This window comes from Mesorhizobium sp. WSM4806 (assembly GCF_055811635.1).
The window spans coordinates 133,069-151,132 of the sequence record NZ_JBVVQZ010000012.1 but is presented as its reverse complement, the minus strand read 5'-3'; the positions used below and the strand labels follow the sequence as shown (position 1 = coordinate 151,132).

The following is an 18,064-nucleotide window of genomic DNA, read 5'->3' as shown; positions in this document are numbered from 1 at the left end:
GGTGGGTGGTATCAAATGCCAAACTGGTTGGACGGGCGGGCGAGCCCTAGATTGTCGCGCAACGTGCCCGGTTCGTATGCCAGCCGGAAGGCGGCGCGAGAGCGTAACTCCGGGATCACCATTTCGGCAAAATCCTGTAATCCCTGCGGCAAAACTGGAGGCAGGATGTTAAAACCGTCAGCGGCGTAATCGTTGAAAAACTCCAGTAGGTGGTCAGCGATTTGTTGCGGCGAACCAACCAACAACAGATGGCCGCGGCCAACGGTGACGAGATTAAGGAATTGGCGGACCGTCAGCCGTTCGCGCGCAACCAGTTCTAACAGCATTTTTTGACGGCTCTGCAAATTGTTCGTTGCTGGCAATTGCGACGGCATCTGCGCGTCGATATCGAATTTCTTAAGATCGGTCACGAAGCCGAGCAGCCGGTTGGCAACGCCGATGGCAATGTCAGAGTGCGTGAGGTCCTGAAGTCGGCGTAATTTCTCGTGGGCCTCTTCTTCGGTCTTACCGACAATCGGCACCACGCCGGGCATGACAACGATGCTATCTTCCGGCCTGCCGTATTTTTTTGCGCGGTCTTTGATGGATCGATAGATGTTTTGAGCGCCTTCCAACGTCCGCTCGGCCGTAAAGATGACTCACCGTAATGCGCTGCAAAATCAAGTCCGGCTTGTGAGTTCCCCGCCTGAACAAGAACGGGATATCCTTGCGGCGATCGAGCGATGTTCAAGGGGTCCTCGGGACGTAAAGAAACGACCATGATGGTCAAGCACATGCATCTTCATTGTGTCCGCGAACACGCCGGAAGCCTTATTCCTGATGAAGGCATCATCTCCCCAGCTGTCCCAAAGACCACGTGCGACGTCCACAAATTCCATTGCTCTCTGATAGCGTTCGTCGTGATCAGGAAGCGGCTCGCTGCCAAAATTTTGCGCCTCGAATGGATTAGCCGAGGTCACGACATTCCAGCCGACTCTCCCACACTGAGATGATCGAGCGAGGCGAATTTGCGGGCAAGATCGTAAGGAGAATTGAAAGTTGTGGAAGCGGTTGTGACCAGACCAATGGATTGCGTATGGCCGGTTAACGCTGCAAGCAGCGTGAGCGGTTCAAATCCATCGTTGCCAGCGGCACGCGCAATCTCGCTCGCGGATGCTTGTTTGACGCCGGCGCTATCGGCGAAGAACAAAAAATGCAGGGCGCATGCCTCTGAGATGCACGCGATTTTCTTGTAGTAGGCTAGCTCCAGTCCTGCATCGCACGGCGTGTCCGACAGCCGCCAGGCTGCCTCGTGGTGTCCGCCTTGGTTGACGAACAAGCCAAGCTTCATCTGATCGGGTCTCTTATTTTCCAAGGCTACACTCCTAACTGGCCACGCAGTTGCTTGCGTTCTCCTGAACCCGTGCACGGCGCCTGCACGCCTGTTGTCGAGCAGCCCTCATCAAAACGTCCTTCTTGTGGCAACTGAGCGAGGTTCATGTGAAAGGAAAGAGACGAAGTGGCGGCCCATCCGATCCCACCGTCCTGAGTCATTCGAAAGTTTCACCACCAGGAAGTGAGCTGTCATCCCATTGCGCCGCCAATAACCGAACCGGCAGTTCCTCATTATCTTGTTGCGAGTTCGATAGATGCTCCGACACAAAATGCCGTGACGACGACGTACATGACACCGGCTGTCTTCGGCACTCGAAGGGGGACAATATGCAGGATGGCAAGCCCCACAAGAACGAGCGCGAACAGGTCCGGAAAGATCGCCTCGGGTATGCCTGGGCGGAGCAGGAACAGGGCGGCCGTCGCTGGGACCGCATAGGTGGTAGGCACGCCGATGAATCGACCGCCCGGAGATCCGAATACGTTGAAGTAGCTTAGCCGCAAAGCGCTGGCTACAATGAGGACGGTTCCTGCAGCAACGGAGGTCGCTGACCCACGACCGACTGTTATCAATGTGATCGCGGGGAAGAGACCCGCACTTACGAGATCCGCGAGCGAGTCTAGATTCTTGCCGACTTGCCCTGTTTCTGCCAATCGGCCGCGAGTCCGGCGGGCAACGACACCGTCTACGTGATCGGCCAGCAGCGCCCAAAGCACGATGGCGACGCCGATCTCCGGAAGGCCGGCGACTGAAAAGTTAATGCCGATTGCCGAGAGCACCAGACCTGTTGCCGTTACGGCGTTCGCCGGATCGAAAAGCTGCCGGATCACTTAGGCCTCCTTCTTAGGCGCCAGACGTCTTAGACTGCCTGGCTGAAAAGTGTCTGTGAAACCGGAGCGAAGATCCTTTCCGCGATTCGCAGGTCTTCAGTGCTGTCGATTTCGTACCATCGCAAATCGTCGCAGCGTGCGGCCGCGAGTTTAAGGCCTCGTGCGCCGATCAAGTGGGCTAAAAGCTCTTCGGTATAGGCTTTGGTCGCACCAGAACCGATCAGGTCGTCGAGTGACGGGACGATCATTGCCCGGAGATCCGAACCTGAAAAGCGGATCAGATTTATTGTCTTGAAGAGGGTTGGAGCGCCGGAGACGAGGTTTGCCGCCGTCTGCTTCAATCGGACTTCGGAGATGAAACCGTCGTCCGACAAAACGACTGCCGACCCTTCCATCAAAGGATCGAATGGCGCGACAGCGGCAACGTTTGCCGCATCGCCAATCATCAGAGAGCTGAGCGCATCCTTCTCAAAGAAGACGTCGCCCTCGAGCAGATAGCAATCGCCGGATAGCAGCGCTTCGCGCGCCAACCAAAGAGAATAAGCACTGCCCGTGCAATCGAAGACGGAAGACTCGACATAGTTAATCTGAAGTCCACCGAAACGGCTACCGCAGGCATATTGGATAGCATCCTTGCGATAGCCGACGACAATAGTCACGTCCTCCACGCCGACCGCCTCAAGATTTTGCAGGGCGTTGTGGAGGATCGGTGTGCCGTTTACTTCCACCAGCGGCTTAGGACGCAAATCGGTCAGCGGACGCAATCGAGAGCCGAAGCCGGCGGCGAGAATGACGGCTTTTTTGGGAGCACTGACAGTCATTTCATTCCCCTTTTTTGCGCGCCGCGTCATTCCCAAGCGTTGAGGACTTCGACGAGCCGTTTGAGGCCGGTCTCTAGCTTCTCAGGCGGAGCCCCATAAGAGAGGCGGAGACCAAAGGGATCACCGAAGGCGGTGCCAGATACGGCCGCCACGCCGGCTTCAGAAAGGAGCATGTTTACGATGTCGTCGGCGGTCGCTGTGGCACCTTTTCCGGCTATCGTGCGCAGCAGATCTGAAAGGTCCAGATAGAAATAGAAACCGCCCTGGGCCTTGGGCAGCGGTATCCGCGTCAGCGAGGAAAGCACCTGGAGACCAACCTGCCTAGCGCTTGCCAGCTGAGAACGCAGCTTGCCCCGGTAGCCCCCATCTTCTCGCTGCAGATGCTCCAGCACGGCGTACTGGGCGATCACATTGGGATTGGAGGTCGTATGGCATTGCAAGGCTTTGACGGCATTAATCACATGATTTGGACCCGCCAGATAGCCGATGCGCCAACCGGTCAAGGCCAGCGACTTGCTGAAGGCGTTGGCGATCAGGGTTCGCGACCTGGCCTCTGGGACGACCGAGACGATAGGGTGGTGGGTGTGAAGCCCATGCACAAAGTCGCCGTAGCATTCGTCGAAAATGATCCACAGATTGCGACTGATTGCGAGCTCGGCGATACCAACCAGCGTTTGGATATCGTAGACGGCGCCCGACGGGTTGTTCGGTGTGTTGACAACGATCGCTCGGGTTCGTTCAGTAACGGCGGCTTTGATAGCGTTGATGCGCGGAATGTAGTCGCTAGAGCGGGTGTCCACAAAAATCGGCGTGCCGCCGGCAATCCGTATCTGGGCCGGGAAGGTTGTCCAGTAGGGAGCCGGGATGATGACCTCATCACCCGGATTGAGCAGTACCATCGCAGCATTGAACAAGGCCTGCTTGGCCCCGGCGGTAACCGCCACCTCCTCGGCCTCCCATAGCTGCCCGGTCTCGCGCGAAATCTTCATTGCCAGCGTCTCGCGCAACTCCATGACGCCGATTGTGTCAGTATACCGATTGACACCTCTGTTGATGGCTTTGATCGCACCGTCACGGATTGTCGGAGCCAGATCGCTCCAGATTTCACCGGCGGTGAAGTCGATAATCTCCCTACCGGCGTGGGCGGCCGCGTTTGCTGCAGCGCGCGCTGCTGCCGTGCCGCTTGAACCCAATAAGCTCATTCGTTGCGCAAGCATGTGCCGCCCTCCACAACAAGTTTTTTTGGTTCTTCCGGTACCTGTGGCTGTGCTGTCCGGTTCGGCAGATACTGTTGTTCCGCCTGAGCCAGTTCGTCGTAGCCGATCAGGCTGAACAGCTCATCGAGGCCGGCAACCTGGTCTTCTATCCCGGCGATGCTTTCTTCCGACCAGATGCGGCCGCAGATATCGCGCATGCCAGCGATCGCCGCCCGCATCGAATGGTTAGCCCAGATGACGGTCGAAATGCCGGCATCACGAAAAACCCAAGCCGGCGTTTTGTAGTATTTGGTGGGGACGATGATGATCGGCAGCTTGTTGTTCCATTCCTTGGCGAAGGTCAGGATCTCGTCTGCGACGGCCTTGCCGGAGTGTATGAGGATTGCGTCGGGGCCGGCTCCTGCATAAGCCTCGGCCCGAACCAGCGCCTCATCGAGACCGTGACCCGCGATCAGCGCCTCGATCCGCGCGACGACGACGAAATCCGGTCCCGTCGTGTCTTTCACTGCTTTGAGCCGGCCGCAGAATTCGTCGATGTCAGCAAGCGGATGCCGATCCCCGACAAAGGAGTTCAACTTCGGAAAGCCCTTGTCTTCAAGGCACATGCCGCTGGCCCCGCGTTGCTCAAGCTTCCGCGCGACCAAGCGAGCATTGTTGAAATTTCCGAAGCCGCTGTCACCATCGACAAGAACAGGGATGTCCGTCGCATCGACTATGCGCTCGACGACGTCGACGACTTGGGTCCAACTCGCTTCGTTGGCGTCGCGATAGCCGAGCGCCGAGGCGATGGAAAGACCAGAGGCCCATAGCCCGCGAAAGCCGACACGCTCGGCAATCGCTGCCGAAAGCCCATCATGCGCTTCCATCAAAAATGTGAGGTCGTTGGAAAAAATGAGCTCGCGAAGGGTCGTCGATGACGCCGTCACCGGCAAGACTTCCGCCCCGAACGAAATCGCCTTGCTCATTGTATGACCTCCTCCATAACTCAGGTCCAATGAACTCGGTGAACGGGACGATTACTCATCGTCACCTGACCTCGCTATCGAAAAGTCCTTTGGCCTACGTATGCGCAATGGTCGTGAGATCCGCTGGAAGCGGCTCTGTGCCGGAGCGCACGTTACAGCTCAAGCAGCAAGAGCCATGCCAGCTAAAAGGCGTTTGTATTTCAACAGCTTGGCTTTGCGCGGCTGGTTCCGTTTGTTAGCGACGATACCATTCTGTCGGGATTGCGACAGTGGACAGCTATATCACGGTGCGAGGTTGGCAGGTCGCCCCGTAATCATGATGTCCCTGGCCACGCTAGAGCACGTCCTGTTTAATCCAGCTCAAATCTTGCGGCTTTGCTATGTCCTTTGCACCCTTGATTGCCCCGGAGATCTACGCCGCGCACTCGGGTTTTCATCTGCTGGGTATGCATGAGGGTCGATTGGCTATTCAACAGCGCCAAGCCAAGGGGTCGAAGTGCTTTGGAAGTTCGAAGTTCGCTGCCGGCGTAGAAGAGAGACCCGGAAGACCGTGCCTGCCGCGTTTACGATGCCGCGATGCGTTAGGTGGCCCGGAGCAAATCCTCGTGCGCTGCTCGGGAGCAACACCACGAAGGAACGTGACAGGCTCTGCGATCGTTGAAGACTTTTGCTCGAGCTGCATCATGCCATCCACCTCGATACGCAAAACGGAATGATCCGAAGCGCAAAGTCCTTTCGGTGTGGTTCGTCGCCAGCGGCAAACAGTACGAGTTTGAGGACGTGACGCCGGAGACCTTCGCCGCGTTCAAAGCCGCCTTCGCCAAAGGCCGCTTTTTCAACGACCATATACGCAATCAATTCCGGCACCGCCTGGTTGGTACTCAATAACGAGCTTCAATGGCCTGAACCTGTCGAAGTCCTACGGAGAGTTTCTGTCATTCCTCGCGTCTGGTCTAGCCGCACCAGCGCTTCATTGACCATCAGCCGGATCGGGCGCAGTCGATGATCGGCTGGAACGAAATCCTCCAACCGCTTCATCGTGAACAGCTGCTCCATGAACACCTCGCTCCCGCGGATCGAACCGCTTCGCCAAGGTGGATCAGTAGTCTATGTTTTGGCGTAGGCATTTCAGCAGCCTGCTCGGCGCCCGCCGCCACGTGCGGGCGACGCCGGCATCAACCGGCGAGCAGATGCGCCGAGGGCAACAAGCGCGCCTGACGCAACGCCGCCAGATCAGCCGAGCCGGTGCAGAAGCAGGCGACGGCCAACTGGCGGATGACGATCTCGAAATGCGCGACAACCGCCTCGGTGGACACCGTCGCCGCGCGCAGCACGCCGGCCGCCTGCCCGGCGATGTCCGCGCCCAGGTGGATGGCCTTGGCCACGTCGACGCCGTCGCGGATCCCGCCCGACGCGATCAGCTTCACCGTTGGCAGCGCCCGACGTACCGCCTGCACGCTGGCCGGGGTCGGAATCCCCCAATCGGCGAACGCCATCGCCACAGCACGGTCGGCGGCATCGCGGGCGCGCTCGCCCTCCACCGCGGCCCAACTGGTGCCGCCGGCGCCGGCGACATCGACCACCGCCACGCCCGCCTCGACGAGCGCACAGGCCACCGAGGCGGACAGGCCCGACCCCACTTCCTTGGCCACGATCGGCACGCCCACGCTGCGCGCGGCGCGAGCGATCTGCGCCAGGACGCCGCGCCAGTCGCGGTCGCCCTCCGGCTGTACCGCTTCCTGCAGCGGATTGAGATGGACGATGAGTCCATCGGCCTCCAGCGCATCCACCGCCCGGCGCGCCAGGTCCAGGCCGTCGGCCTCGCGCAGTTGCGCGGCGCCGATATTGGCCAGCAAGGGAATGTCTGGGGCCAGGCGGCGCAGCGCGCGCGTCAGCCCCTGGGAGTTGCGGGATTGCAGACTCACGCGCTGCGAACCGACGCACATGGCGATCCCCAAGGCTTGCGCTGCCTCGCTCAGATGACGGTTGACGGCCGCGGCGCGTGGCATGCCGCCGGTCATGGAGCTGATCAGCAGCGGCGCGCGCATGGTCTTGCCCAGCAGCGAGGCGCGCAGGTCGATCTGCGTCAAGTCCAACTCGGGCAATGCGCAGTGTTCGAAACGGATGTACTCCCAGCCGGCGACCGTGGCCGGCGCCGTTCGCCGATCCAGCACGATGTCCAGATGGTCGTCCTTGCGCCGGCTCAGGGCGGTGTCGCTCATGCTAGCTCCATCCGTCGCATCGGGCGACGGCGTTGCGTCGGATCGGACCGACGGCAGCGCGCGCACGCCGCCGTCTCCCGCGCGTTCAGGCCGGCGCACGCTGGCTTCCCCCCGCAGCGTCGCTGCGGTAGCGGCTGGTCGAGGTCTGGTAGTACTGCGCGCGGATGGCCGCCATGGCCTCGATCAACCGTCCCCATGGCGCGGGAAAGCGTTCTTGCGCCATCACCCGGTGCAGCATGCGCGTATGGCCGGCCAGCTCGTCGTTGAGGAACTCCACCACAGGCATAGCCGGATAGCGCTGCAGCAGCAGGATCGCCGCGTTGTCGGCCTCGCCGGCCGACCTGTCCTTGTCGCGTCCATGCAGATCGTTCTGCAGGCGCCCTATCGCGGAGATGAGCCGCAGGACCTGGCGAAACGCCGGACGCGCGCGCAAGGTCGCCATGTCCAGCCCCCACAGCAACGACAGGCAACAGAACACGTTCGCGTAGGCGATCGAATCGATGCCGTTGTGGAGGTACTCGGCGTAGGACCAGCGTTCCACCCCTGCCGCCTGCGCGGCGCGCAGCGCCGCGCAGTAGCGCCGGGTATCGTCGAGAAGCTGAGCATAGTCGCGACGATCGTAGGCGAGCGCGGCCAGCGAAGCGCGCAGCAAAGCGCAGCCCTCGAATCCAGGGAGCGCGCACCGTACGCCCTGCCACAGCGCCTGCTCCACCGCGGCGAGTTGCTCCGGCGCGATCAGGCCAAGGTCGTTGCAATCGTCGAGCCAGAACAGCAGCGCCAGTTCGCGATAGAACGCCACGATCAGCGTTTCGTCCTGCGGATCGCGGCCGGTGCGGGCGCTGGTGTCGCGCAGGCTCGGTTGGATACGCTGCAGGATGTACTGGCCGCCCCTGACCGCTTCCACGGCATGCTCGTCGGCGAACCCGGTCAGGGAACGCCCCCACTCCAGCACCTGCTGCAGCGCGCGGTCGGTCTGGATCATGGCGCCGCTCCTGGTCCCTCGGCCAGGACGCGCCGCCCCCAACGAAGCGCCAGCAACAACCCGGCAAGTTCGGCCACGCGCACGACCCGGGTGGGGCAATACAGTTCCTTGCCGATCCACAGCGGCGTCTGCGGCAGTACATGCGCCGCATGGCGGGCGAGCATCCACTCCAGCGCACGCGCCACCGCCTCCGCGATGCGCCGGCGCCCTGTCGGCTCTTCGCTCCCGTCCATCACGTGCAACGCGAACAGCGCATAGGCGGTTTCCTCGAATGTGGACGCGCGACCGGTGCCCCAGCCGCCGCCGTCGCGCTGCGCCTGCAGCAGCGCCGCCAGCGCGCGTTCGTCGCGCCACTGGGGGTTGCCTTGCGCCAGCGCAGCGACCGCATGCGCGGTGGGATACAGCCACGAAACGTGCCATTTTTCGTTGTCCCATAGACCGTGCGGGTTGCGATTGACCTCGACGTAGGCGCTGGTGCCGGCGGCGGGCTTTCCCAACAGTCGCAACGCATGCAGGGCATGGATGTTGGTCGACACCGAGGCATTGCGCTCGCCGGGGAAGGTGACGAACAGCTCGCCGATTTCGAAATGGCGCAACGCATCGACCGCCGGGTCGCGGCCTGCAAGGCGCAGGACGCACAACGCAACGGCGGTGTCGTCCGCATCGGCCGCGAAGTGCAAGGCCGGGCCCAGACCGCGCACGCCCAGGCGGGCGTCGAGCTGCGCGACGATTACGCGCACCGCCTCGGCGAGCGCGGGATGCGCGAACAGCCCGGCCAGATGCAGGGTGTACAGCGACCAGCATGGCTCGAACACATTGATCGGCCAGACGTTGGGAACGACACCTTCGATGCCGCTGCGCGTCGCCCGCGATGCCGCCTGCAGATACGCGTCGGCGCGCCCGACCTGCGGCGTGCTCCCCTGTGTCACGGCGTGTGCACGCCACGCGGCGGTGGCCGCCGGACTGATGCCGATGCTGCCGTCGTCATCCGGGCATGCGGTGGTCGGCGACGTCCCCCAGGCTTCCCAGGAGTGCAGCAAGGGATGGCCGCTCGGCAACGTCGCCACCGCCCCCAGCTTGAGCAGGCACGCTTGCCGCAACGGCAACAGCGCCTGGTGGCGCGGAAACGCCACGCCGCCCAGCAAGGATGCGGCCTCGCCGCACAACTGCGGCAGGATCAGCTCCGCGCCGCTCGGCGCGTCTTCCGGGACCGCATGCGCGTAGGGATCGGGCTGGCGCTCGAGGAACCGGGTTGCAGCCTGGACTGCGTCGGCAGCGCCGGGAAGAGGATCGGCACGCTGCAACGCCAGCAACGCCGCCCACGTGGGCGCATGGCGGAACAGCGGGAAGTCCGCGCTTCCCCATCCGCCATCGGCCTGTTGCTGCCTGAGGAGCCACGCGTATGCGTCCTGCCGACCGGTGATGGTGCCGTGGAACTGCAGAGCTCGCGCCGTGTCGTAGACGGACGGACCGACGCTGCCACCGTCGCTCATCTCGCTCAGCAGGTGGCGCAATTCGGAAAGGATCTGTTCGGACAGCGCGTTCAAGCGGGATGTTCCTTCTGCAGAAGGTTGGCGAGAACCAGGATCGGGCAGGCGCTGGGCACGTCGCCGCAGGCCCGTCGCGGCCCGGCGCACGGGCAGCGCCGGACGGCCGCCCTGGTCCGGCGCGGCGACGCGCCCCGATGCCGGCGCCGGTCCGCCGCATAGGCTTGCGCGCAGCGGGCCGCGGCCGTGCTGGGCAGCCGCTGCGATCGGCGCCGCGGACTCGGACACAGTGCGTCCACCGCTGCCGCCGGCCGATCGCAGCGGCACAGGGGCGACTCCATGCGGACTGGCCCGCTCATGCGCATGGCGCGTGCTTGAACAGATACGCGTTGGCCCGCTGCAACATCTGCGCCAACCGTTCCGCACGCGGCCCCACCGGGGCGATGGCCTCCCCGGCGTCGCGCAACAGATCCAGCGCGAACTGGCGCGCTGCCTGCAGCCCCATGATCGACGCGCAGGTCGGCTTCTGCGCCGCCGCGTCCTTGCCGGGGGTCTTGCCCAGTGTCGCGGTATCCGCTGTCGCGTCGAGAATGTCGTCGACCACCTGCAACGCCAGGCCGAAACAGGCGCTGTAGCGATCGAGCGCACAGTACAGCGCAGCGTGCGCGGCATCCTCCGCGATGGCGCATAGCGCGCCCATGCGAACGGACGCGCGCACTAGCGCTCCGCTCTTCATCCGGTGCATCGCCACGATCCTGTCCAGCTCGACGTGCTTTCCGACCAGCGACAGATCCATGGCCTGCCCGCCTGCGGCACCCTCGGCGGACACCGCCTGCGCCAGTTCGCGCACGAGCGCGATACGGTTGTGGCCCGGCGCATCCAGGCTCGCCAGGGTCAGGAAGGCGTGCGCCTGCAACGCATCGCCGACCAGGATCGCAGTGGCTTCGCCGAACTTGACGTGCACGGTCGGAAGGCCGCGGCGAAGCACGTCGTCGTCCATCGCGGGCAGGTCGTCGTGGACCAGGGTACAGGCGTGCATCATCTCGATGGCGGCGCCGACGTCGTCGAGCATGTGCGCCGGCGTGTCGGCCAGTGCGCCGGCAGCCAGACAGAGCAAGGCGCGGGTGCGCTTCCCGCCATGCAAGGTGGCATAGCGCATCGCCGTCATCAGCTCGGTCTCACCGTCGTCTTCGGCGCAGAGAAGACGCGCCAGCGCCTGTTCGACCCGCTTTGCACCGTCCTGCATCCAGATCTCCGGCAGCAGCCTGCCAGACGCGCCGCGCGCCTGCGCGCCCAATCCGCCGAGCGCGGAAACGCCAGTTCGGTCGTCGTGTAGCGTGGAACCGGTCTGCATGTTGTTCATGTCCTTGTACCTGACACGGCCACGGCGAGCGCCGAGCCGCCGCGGTGTTGCCGGTGTCGCACCGAGCGCGCGCGCCGAGGCAGCAATGCCGGGCGTCGCCGGCGCCGCTGCCTCGCCACACGGGGCGTGCGATGCCAGCTCATGAGAATCCGATGCGGATTGTCATGGACGGATGTGCGGTCGGGTAATAGCGCCGGCCCTTTTCGACGCCGCTCAGCAACCGCGGCCGCACCCCAGCCTTGTGCATGGTCAGCGCCAAGGCGACGGAGAACTGCACCAGTTCCAGCCATACCAGGTGGTAGCCGATGCAGACGTGTGGGCCGGTACCGAACTGCAGCATGTCCACCGGCCGGATCGGCTCCGTGCGTTGCAGCCACCGCGCCAGGCGGAACTGATCAGGCGCCTCGTGCAGCAGCGCCGAGGTCGAGAAATGCAGCAGCGGGATGCACAGATGGGTGCCCGCGGGAATGCGCCGTTGGCCGAGCTGCAATTCCTGCAGCGCGCGACGCGGCAGGACCGTGGTCGCCGGATGCACGCGTAGCGTTTCGCGGAACAGCGCCTCGGCGACCGGACACTGCGCCAGGTCCGCGTGCCGGGTCGGCACCGCGCCCACGCGTTGCGCCTCCTCGACCAGGGCGTCCCACAGCACAGGCTGCCGCGCCAGCTCGATCACCATCCAGGCCATCGTCGAGGCGGTGGTGTCGTGACCGCCAAGCAGCAGCAAGCGGATATTGGCGACCAGGACGTCATCGGAGAGCGCATCATCGCTGCGATCGAAGGCGCTCACCATGTCGTTGATCAACCCGGTTCGCGCGGCATGCGCGCGCGCGTCCCGGACGAACTGGCGCAACTGCGCGTCGATCCAGTCGCGGGCTGCGCGGCCGCGCCGCAAGGGCAGTCCGGGCAGGTCGATCGGGGGCGCGACGATCAACTGCAGCAGTTGCCGGTACTTGCGATGCCATCCCGGCAGGTCGTTCGCGGGGATTCCCATGAGGCTGAAGATGAGCTTGAGCGTCAGATCGCCGGTTTCGCGCAGGATGGTTACGTCGCCGCGGTCGCGCCACGCCTGCACCCGCGCCAGGATGATGGGCGCGAACAGGTCGCCGATGCCGGCCTGGGTCAGCCCCTTGGGCAGGAACGCCGCCTTGATCGCATCGCGCGCCTGCCGGTGCGCGCCGCCGTCCTGGGCGACCAACGTTCCGCGAAGCAATTCGGGCGCGATCTCTTCCATCAGCGCCGAGGACACGTCCTTGTGCCGGAGCAGTGCGAACGCATCCAGATCCGTGCAGGTCATCAGGTGGCCGGCAGGGCCGAAATCCAGCCAGAAGTGGCTGCCCAGCGTCCGTTCCGCGCGCCGCAGCAGGCGCGGCAGGTCGCAGACGATGGCGGGAAGATGCCCGACGAGGGGGAAAGCGCCGGGCAGGACCGGGATGTCGTGCCGCAGCCGGTGCCGACGATCCAGCGGGTTGAGCAGCATGTCCATCAGCAGCGCGGCGCCGCGGCCGCTTCGGCGATGTCGCCGGCAGGCCGCGCGGCGCGGCTGTTGCCACCGTCGGCGTATGTCGGCACATGCGCCAGCATGCCGCCGTCGATGCACACGACCTGGCCAGTGATGAACGCAGCATCGTCGGAGAGCAGGAAAGCCACCAGCGCGGCCACGTCCTCGGGGCGGCCGACGCGCGGCAGGAGCTGGTGCCGGCGCAGATGCCGTTGCATGCACTCGTCCAGCTTGGCGAGGAGACGCTCGGTCATGATGAGACCCGGCGCAACCGCGTTGCAGCGGATCTGCGCGTGACCGTACTGGGTGGCGAGCGAGGCCGACAGCATGTTCATCGCCGCCTTCGACGCGGCGTAGGACGTCTGCGCGGTGTCACCGCTGAGCCCCTGGCACGACGACATGTTGACGATGGCGCCACCGCCGCGGGCGATCATCCGTGGGATGGCCTGCCGGCAGCAGAGCAGCGTCCCGCGCAGATTGATCGCCATGATCTGATCCCAGACCGCCAGGTCCAGGTCGAGGATCGCGTGGTCGCGCGGGGTCAGATGCATGGCGCTCGCGTTGTTCACCAGCAGGTCGACCCCACCGAAGTGCCGCTCCGCCGTCTTGAACAGCGCTGCCACCGCCTGCGCATCGGCAATGTCCATGGCCAGGGCCAGCGCGTGGCCGGCTTCGGCCGCGATCTGCGCGGTGCAGGCGATGGCCGCCGAGCCATCAATGTCGGCCACCACGACTCTGCCGCCCTCGCGCGCGAGGGCGAGGGCGCATGCCTTGCCGATGCCGGCGCCGGCGCCGGTCACCACGGCCACCTTGCCTTCAAACCGTCCCATCGTGGCCTCCTGGATTGCGTTGGTCTTTCGCGGCATGCCGATAGGCCTCAGCCGGAGAAGGCGCAGGGTCGGCGCTGGCGCGCTCGCCATCGCCAGAGTCGCTTTCGATGACCCGAATGGCGGCGACCGGGCACTGGCTGGCCGCGAGCCGCACGGCGGCGTGCAGCGCCTGTGGGACCGTCACCACGCACACTTCAGCCACGCCGTCCGGTTCGCGCTGGCGAAAGGTCCCCGGCAGCGTCAGCACGCACTGCCCGGTGGTTCCGCACAGATCCTGGTCGACCACGACGCGCATCTCAGCCCCCCTGCGCATGCAGCCGCACCGGCAGCGCGCGGAACGTCCTAAGGAACGCGGAGGGCTCCCGGGTCGGCTGCTCGGCCAATGCCAGCGTGGGGAAGCGCGCCTGGATCCGCGGCAGGCTCTCGGCCAACTGCACCCGGGCCAGTTGCGCACCGAGGCAGAAGTGGATGCCGTGACCGAAGCTCAGCATGATCTTCCCGTCGCTCGACATGCCAGGACTGGTGCCGTAGAACCGCACGGGATCGAAGCGGTCGGGATCGGCGAAGGCGTCCGGGTCGCGATTGCCTGCCGCGATCAGCACGCGCACGTCCGCGTTCTTCGGAATCACCACGCCGCCCAGTTCGATGTCGCGCTGGGCGATCCGCGGAATGGAGCTGAACATGGCGGGCGCGTCGCAGCGCAGGACTTCTTCCACGAATGCCTTCACCCCCACGGCGTCTCCCTGCAGCCAGTGCCGCTGTTCGGGATACGCCAGCATCGCCAGGACTGCATGGTCGATGGTCGCAGCAGTGGTGGCGAAGCCGCCCAGCAGCATGCCCCACAACATGCTGATCAACTCCGCATCCGACAGCGTGTCGGCATCGTCGTCGTGTGCGCCGACCAGCATCGACACGATGTCGTGGTGGGGGTCGGTGCGCTTGCGCTGTATGAGGTCGCCGAAGTAGGCCTGCACCTTGGCGCTGGCCGCGTCCGCCGCGGCGAGCTGGGGATCGCTGGCGTGCGGGCTCAGGCCTTCCAGAATGGGGCCGATGCCGGCGGCGAGCCCGAACATGTCATCCGGGGGCATGCCGAACAGTTCGGCGAAGACCAGCATGGGCAAGGCCAGCGCGAATTCCCGATGCAGGTCCACCGCCTCCCCGCGCTCCAGCGCGGGCGCCATGCCGTCCAGGCGCGCTGCGGCGATGCGCGCGATGCTCGGCCGCAGGTCGTCGATCTGGCGCATGGTGAAATCGCGCGAGATCAGCCGGCGCAGACGCGTATGCGTCGGGGGGTCCATCATCGCTAGCGTGGACGCCAGCAGATTGAGCGACAGGCTGGTCGCCGCACGGGGGAAATAGCGCGCCAGTTCGCCCGGCGCCGGTCCCCGAAACGCATCGCCCGTCGCCTTCAGCGCCCAGTAAATGTCGACGTGGCGGCTCAACAGAAAGAGGCCCGACGCCGCGCGATGCACCGGATCGTGCTCGCGCAACCACCGCATGAACGGATACGGGTCGTGGATGCATGCTGGCGACGCTAGTTCGGCGAAGGCGTCCCGGCATGCTGCTGTGGTTTCTTGCACGTCCATCCTGGTTACCTGTTGGCTGGCTGATCTGACCGGTGCGCGCCCAGGCGCGCCGGAAAATTGCGGAGAAGATCCCCATCCCGGCGGCGTCCGCGCATCACCAGAGCACCGGGAACTCCTCGAACCCGCCAGTGATGATCTCCTTGCGCAGCTTCAGTTCTTCGGGCGCCACGGCCAGGCGTAGCGCGGGAAAGCGCTGGAAGATCGAACCGAACACCACCTTGAGTTCCAGCCTGGCCAGCGCTGCGCCGATACAGTTGTGCGGCCCGTAGGAGAACGCCAGGTGCGGGTTTTCGTCGCGTCCGATGTCGAAGATTTCCGGGTCGTCGAAATGGCGCGGATCGAACGACGTCGCCGGCAGGCCGACCAGCACCTTGCTCTCCGCGGGAATATGCACGCCCGCGATGGTCACGTCGGTCCTCGGATAGCGCATGATGCCGTCCCAGCCCGCGCCCGGCGGGTACATGCGCAGGATTTCCTCCACCGCCTTGTCCACCAGGGACGGTTCGCCGACCAGGCGTTCGCGCTGTTGCGGATGGCGGAACATGGCCAGCAGGCCGAATTCGATCTGCGCCACGGTGCTCTCGTGCCCCGCCACCAGTATGCCCGCCGCCAGGCCGATCGCCTCTTCCTCGGTTGCCTTGCCCTGGTCGACCGCTGCGAGCAGATCCGTCAGCAGGTTGTCGCCCGGATCCTGGCGCTTGTCCCGCATCTTGCCGCGAATGTAGGCGCGCAATTCTTCCCAGGCCAGGCGCGACGCGGTGCGCGGGCCGCTTTCATGCTGGTGCGTCATCACCTCGTCGGACAGCCCGGCGAAAAAGGCGTGATCCTCGTAGAGCACGCCCATCAGGGCGCTGATGACCATGGCTGGAAGCGGAAAGGAGAGGTGGCGCCGCAGGTCGGCGGGCTGGGGCTGGGCCGCCAGCGTCTCGAACAACTGCGCGGCGATCGCCTCGACCTGCTGCGCGAGCAGCTTCACCCTGCGGTTGCTGAAGGCCGGCGCCACGATCGTGCGTAACCGGGCATGCTCGCCCCCCTCGTGCGAGACCAGCCACCCCGGCGAACCGAGAATCACCGAATCCGGGGTGAATGCCGCCGGCGGCATTCCCGCGGGCCGGAATGCCGCGTCGGACAGCACCGCCTTGGCCTCGTCGTAGCCTGTCACCCACCAGCCTTCGTGCCCGGACGGGAACCGCACGCGGTGGATCGGACCATTGGCGCATAGCGCCAACATCTCGGGCGAGGGCTCGATGTGATCGACACGCCACATCGGCAGCGTCGGCAAGGGTTGTTCGGACATGGTGGCACTTCACTCTCTAAGCGATGGACGGGCGGAAGGTGACCGGCAGGCGCTGCGGGCAGCGAATGACGTAAGACGGCATGTAGACGACGTCCTCCGCGGCGATGGTCAGCGCCAGATCCTCCAGCCGCCCGAACAGCGCGGGGAAGGCGCAGCGCAATTCCAGGCGCGCCAGCTCTGCGCCCAGGCAGGCATGCGGCCCCTCGCCGAACGACAGGTGCGGGTTGTGCCGCCGGGTGACATCGAACCTGTCGGCGCCGGGACCGAAGGCCTTTTCGTCCCGGTTCGCCGCATGGAACGCCATCAGGACGGCGTCGCCGCGGCGAACCATGCATCCGTCGATCTCCACGTCCTGGGTGGCATAGCGGAACGGCAGATTGGCCACTGAGCTGCCCCAGCGCAGGATTTCCTCGATAGCCTGTGACCACGGAACTTGGCCGCTGCGCACCAGGTGCAGTTGCTGCGGATGCGTCAGCAATGCGAGCACGCCATTGCCGATGACGCCGGTGGTGGTCACGAAGCCCGCAGAGAGCACCATGAACAGCATGTCGATGAGCTCGGTGTCGGAGACGAGCTCGCCGTTGTCGCGCGCGAGGATCAGGGCCGAAGCCAGATCATCGCCGAGCTGGCCCCGCTTGAGCGCGATCAGGCGACGGAAGAACTCCGGTAGGCGCTGCCGCGTCTGTCGCACCTCTGCGGCTGTGGCGGAGGTGTTGGCCAGGCTGTAGGTGAGCGCGACGATCTCCTCGCGGTGTTCGTCCGGCAAACCGAACAGTTCGGCGATCACGTTGGTGGGCAGCGGAACGGCGAACTCGCACATCAGATCGGCACTGCCGCCGCGCTGCGCCATCTCGGCCAGGAGTCGATCGACGCATTGTTCGATCCGTGGCGCCAGCAAGGCGATCCGACTGGGCGCGAAGCTCCTGGACAGCAGGCCGCGCAAGCGCCGGTGATCGGCGCCATGCGCCGTGACCATGTTGTCCACTTTGCACATCCCGATCAGCGGATGATCCTCGGGAATCTCGCCGTCCTGCAGCGCCCGCCACTGTCGCCAGTCCCTGTTGAAACGCTGGTCGGAAAGCATCCGCCTGAGCGTTTGGTGACGGCCTGCCGCCCAGGCCACCACATTGCCTGGCAGCGACACTTGCGCCATCCCCCCCTGCTGCAGAATCGCAGAAGACAGATTATCAAGTTGCGTGGGGGCGACCGGCATACCGATCACATCGCAATGATCGTTTTCTACGCGCATGCCAACAACTCCTTAAAGAACCATTATGTAATAAAGCTACAAAATCATTTGCAGCTTCCCGCAAATGCGTAGCGTCTCATCCCTCAACAAGCACCAGCAAAATTGGATTTCGACTAACCCGCTTGATCTTGCCGGGTTCGGGCGCCCTAGTTAATTGAATAACAAGCCCCAAAACTCAAGTGAAAGAATGTTAAGTTTATTTGTTACTGGAATGTCTAAAAATTCATAATGCCGCAATATATTAACGCCATGGTCAGCCAGCCCTCTAGCCGACCTTAAGGTCGTGTCCCACCGCGTGGTGTAGGTCGGCGGTAGCGAAGCCGCTCGCGAGCGCGCCCTCAACAG

15 protein-coding genes and 1 pseudogene are annotated in these 18,064 nt (G+C 64.4%); 1 reads left to right on the top strand and 15 read right to left on the bottom strand.

Annotation, left to right across the window (positions count from 1 at the left end; genetic code table 11):
- Positions 1 to 11: 11 nt before the first annotated feature.
- The 5 genes and pseudogenes from AC0L2M_RS19435 to aepX all read right to left on the bottom strand — a co-directional run bounded on the left by AC0L2M_RS19435 (position 12) and on the right by aepX (position 5,205).
- Positions 12 to 1,330, bottom strand: a pseudogene (locus tag AC0L2M_RS19435) (NtaA/DmoA family FMN-dependent monooxygenase).
- Positions 1,331 to 1,605: 275 nt separating this feature from the next.
- Entirely contained in the window at positions 1,606 to 2,202 is a 597-nt protein-coding gene (locus tag AC0L2M_RS19430) for a CDP-alcohol phosphatidyltransferase family protein (RefSeq protein WP_473535623.1), read from the bottom strand.
- Between the two features lie 29 nt (positions 2,203 to 2,231).
- Entirely contained in the window at positions 2,232 to 3,023 is a 792-nt protein-coding gene (locus tag AC0L2M_RS19425) for a phosphocholine cytidylyltransferase family protein (protein ID WP_473535622.1), read from the bottom strand.
- A 26-nt stretch (positions 3,024 to 3,049) separates the two neighbouring features.
- The gene (locus tag AC0L2M_RS19420) at positions 3,050 to 4,240 is read right to left on the bottom strand and encodes a pyridoxal phosphate-dependent aminotransferase (protein WP_473512016.1); all 1,191 of its coding nucleotides are present in this window, start codon (positions 4,238 to 4,240) and stop codon (positions 3,050 to 3,052) included.
- Positions 4,222 to 5,205 (bottom strand): phosphoenolpyruvate mutase, encoded by a 984-nt coding sequence (aepX, locus tag AC0L2M_RS19415; RefSeq protein WP_473535621.1) that lies wholly within the window; start codon positions 5,203 to 5,205, stop codon positions 4,222 to 4,224. The genes AC0L2M_RS19420 and aepX overlap by 19 nt, the downstream gene beginning before the upstream one ends.
- A 738-nt stretch (positions 5,206 to 5,943) precedes the next feature.
- Between aepX and AC0L2M_RS19410 the strand changes: the two genes are divergently transcribed.
- Positions 5,944 to 6,093, top strand: coding sequence for a KTSC domain-containing protein (locus AC0L2M_RS19410; RefSeq protein ID WP_473535676.1), 150 nt, complete (start codon positions 5,944 to 5,946; stop codon positions 6,091 to 6,093).
- Positions 6,094 to 6,380: 287 nt separating this feature from the next.
- Here the strand turns inward: AC0L2M_RS19410 and fni are convergent, their stop codons facing one another.
- The 10 genes from fni to AC0L2M_RS19360 all read right to left on the bottom strand — a co-directional run bounded on the left by fni (position 6,381) and on the right by AC0L2M_RS19360 (position 17,719).
- Entirely contained in the window at positions 6,381 to 7,427 is a 1,047-nt protein-coding gene (fni, locus tag AC0L2M_RS19405; protein WP_473535620.1) for a type 2 isopentenyl-diphosphate Delta-isomerase, read from the bottom strand.
- Positions 7,428 to 7,512: 85 nt separating this feature from the next.
- Positions 7,513 to 8,409, bottom strand: a complete 897-nt coding sequence (locus tag AC0L2M_RS19400) for a terpene synthase family protein (protein WP_473535619.1) — start codon at positions 8,407 to 8,409, stop codon at positions 7,513 to 7,515.
- Entirely contained in the window at positions 8,406 to 9,956 is a 1,551-nt protein-coding gene (locus AC0L2M_RS19395; protein ID WP_473535618.1) for a hypothetical protein, read from the bottom strand. Before AC0L2M_RS19395 ends, AC0L2M_RS19400 begins: the two co-directional genes overlap by 4 nt.
- Before the next feature lie 295 nt (positions 9,957 to 10,251).
- Positions 10,252 to 11,250: a polyprenyl synthetase family protein gene (locus AC0L2M_RS19390; protein WP_473535675.1), complete on the bottom strand. Its 999-nt coding sequence runs from the start codon at positions 11,248 to 11,250 to the stop codon at positions 10,252 to 10,254.
- A gap of 148 nt (positions 11,251 to 11,398) precedes the next feature.
- Positions 11,399 to 12,742 carry a cytochrome P450 gene (locus AC0L2M_RS19385; protein ID WP_473535617.1) on the bottom strand — a complete coding sequence of 448 codons (1,344 nt, stop codon included), beginning with the start codon at positions 12,740 to 12,742 and terminating at the stop codon, positions 11,399 to 11,401.
- The gene (locus AC0L2M_RS19380; RefSeq protein ID WP_473512005.1) at positions 12,742 to 13,587 is read right to left on the bottom strand and encodes an SDR family oxidoreductase; all 846 of its coding nucleotides are present in this window, start codon (positions 13,585 to 13,587) and stop codon (positions 12,742 to 12,744) included. The genes AC0L2M_RS19385 and AC0L2M_RS19380 overlap by 1 nt, the downstream gene beginning before the upstream one ends.
- Entirely contained in the window at positions 13,574 to 13,882 is a 309-nt protein-coding gene (locus tag AC0L2M_RS19375) for a ferredoxin (protein WP_473512003.1), read from the bottom strand. The genes AC0L2M_RS19380 and AC0L2M_RS19375 overlap by 14 nt, the downstream gene beginning before the upstream one ends.
- A 1-nt stretch (position 13,883) precedes the next feature.
- Positions 13,884 to 15,173: a cytochrome P450 gene (locus tag AC0L2M_RS19370; RefSeq protein WP_473535616.1), complete on the bottom strand. Its 1,290-nt coding sequence runs from the start codon at positions 15,171 to 15,173 to the stop codon at positions 13,884 to 13,886.
- Positions 15,174 to 15,267: 94 nt separating this feature from the next.
- The gene (locus tag AC0L2M_RS19365; RefSeq protein WP_473535615.1) at positions 15,268 to 16,470 is read right to left on the bottom strand and encodes a cytochrome P450; all 1,203 of its coding nucleotides are present in this window, start codon (positions 16,468 to 16,470) and stop codon (positions 15,268 to 15,270) included.
- Positions 16,471 to 16,486: 16 nt separating this feature from the next.
- Positions 16,487 to 17,719, bottom strand: coding sequence for a cytochrome P450 family protein (locus AC0L2M_RS19360; protein ID WP_473535614.1), 1,233 nt, complete (start codon positions 17,717 to 17,719; stop codon positions 16,487 to 16,489).
- Positions 17,720 to 18,064 lie beyond the last annotated feature (345 nt).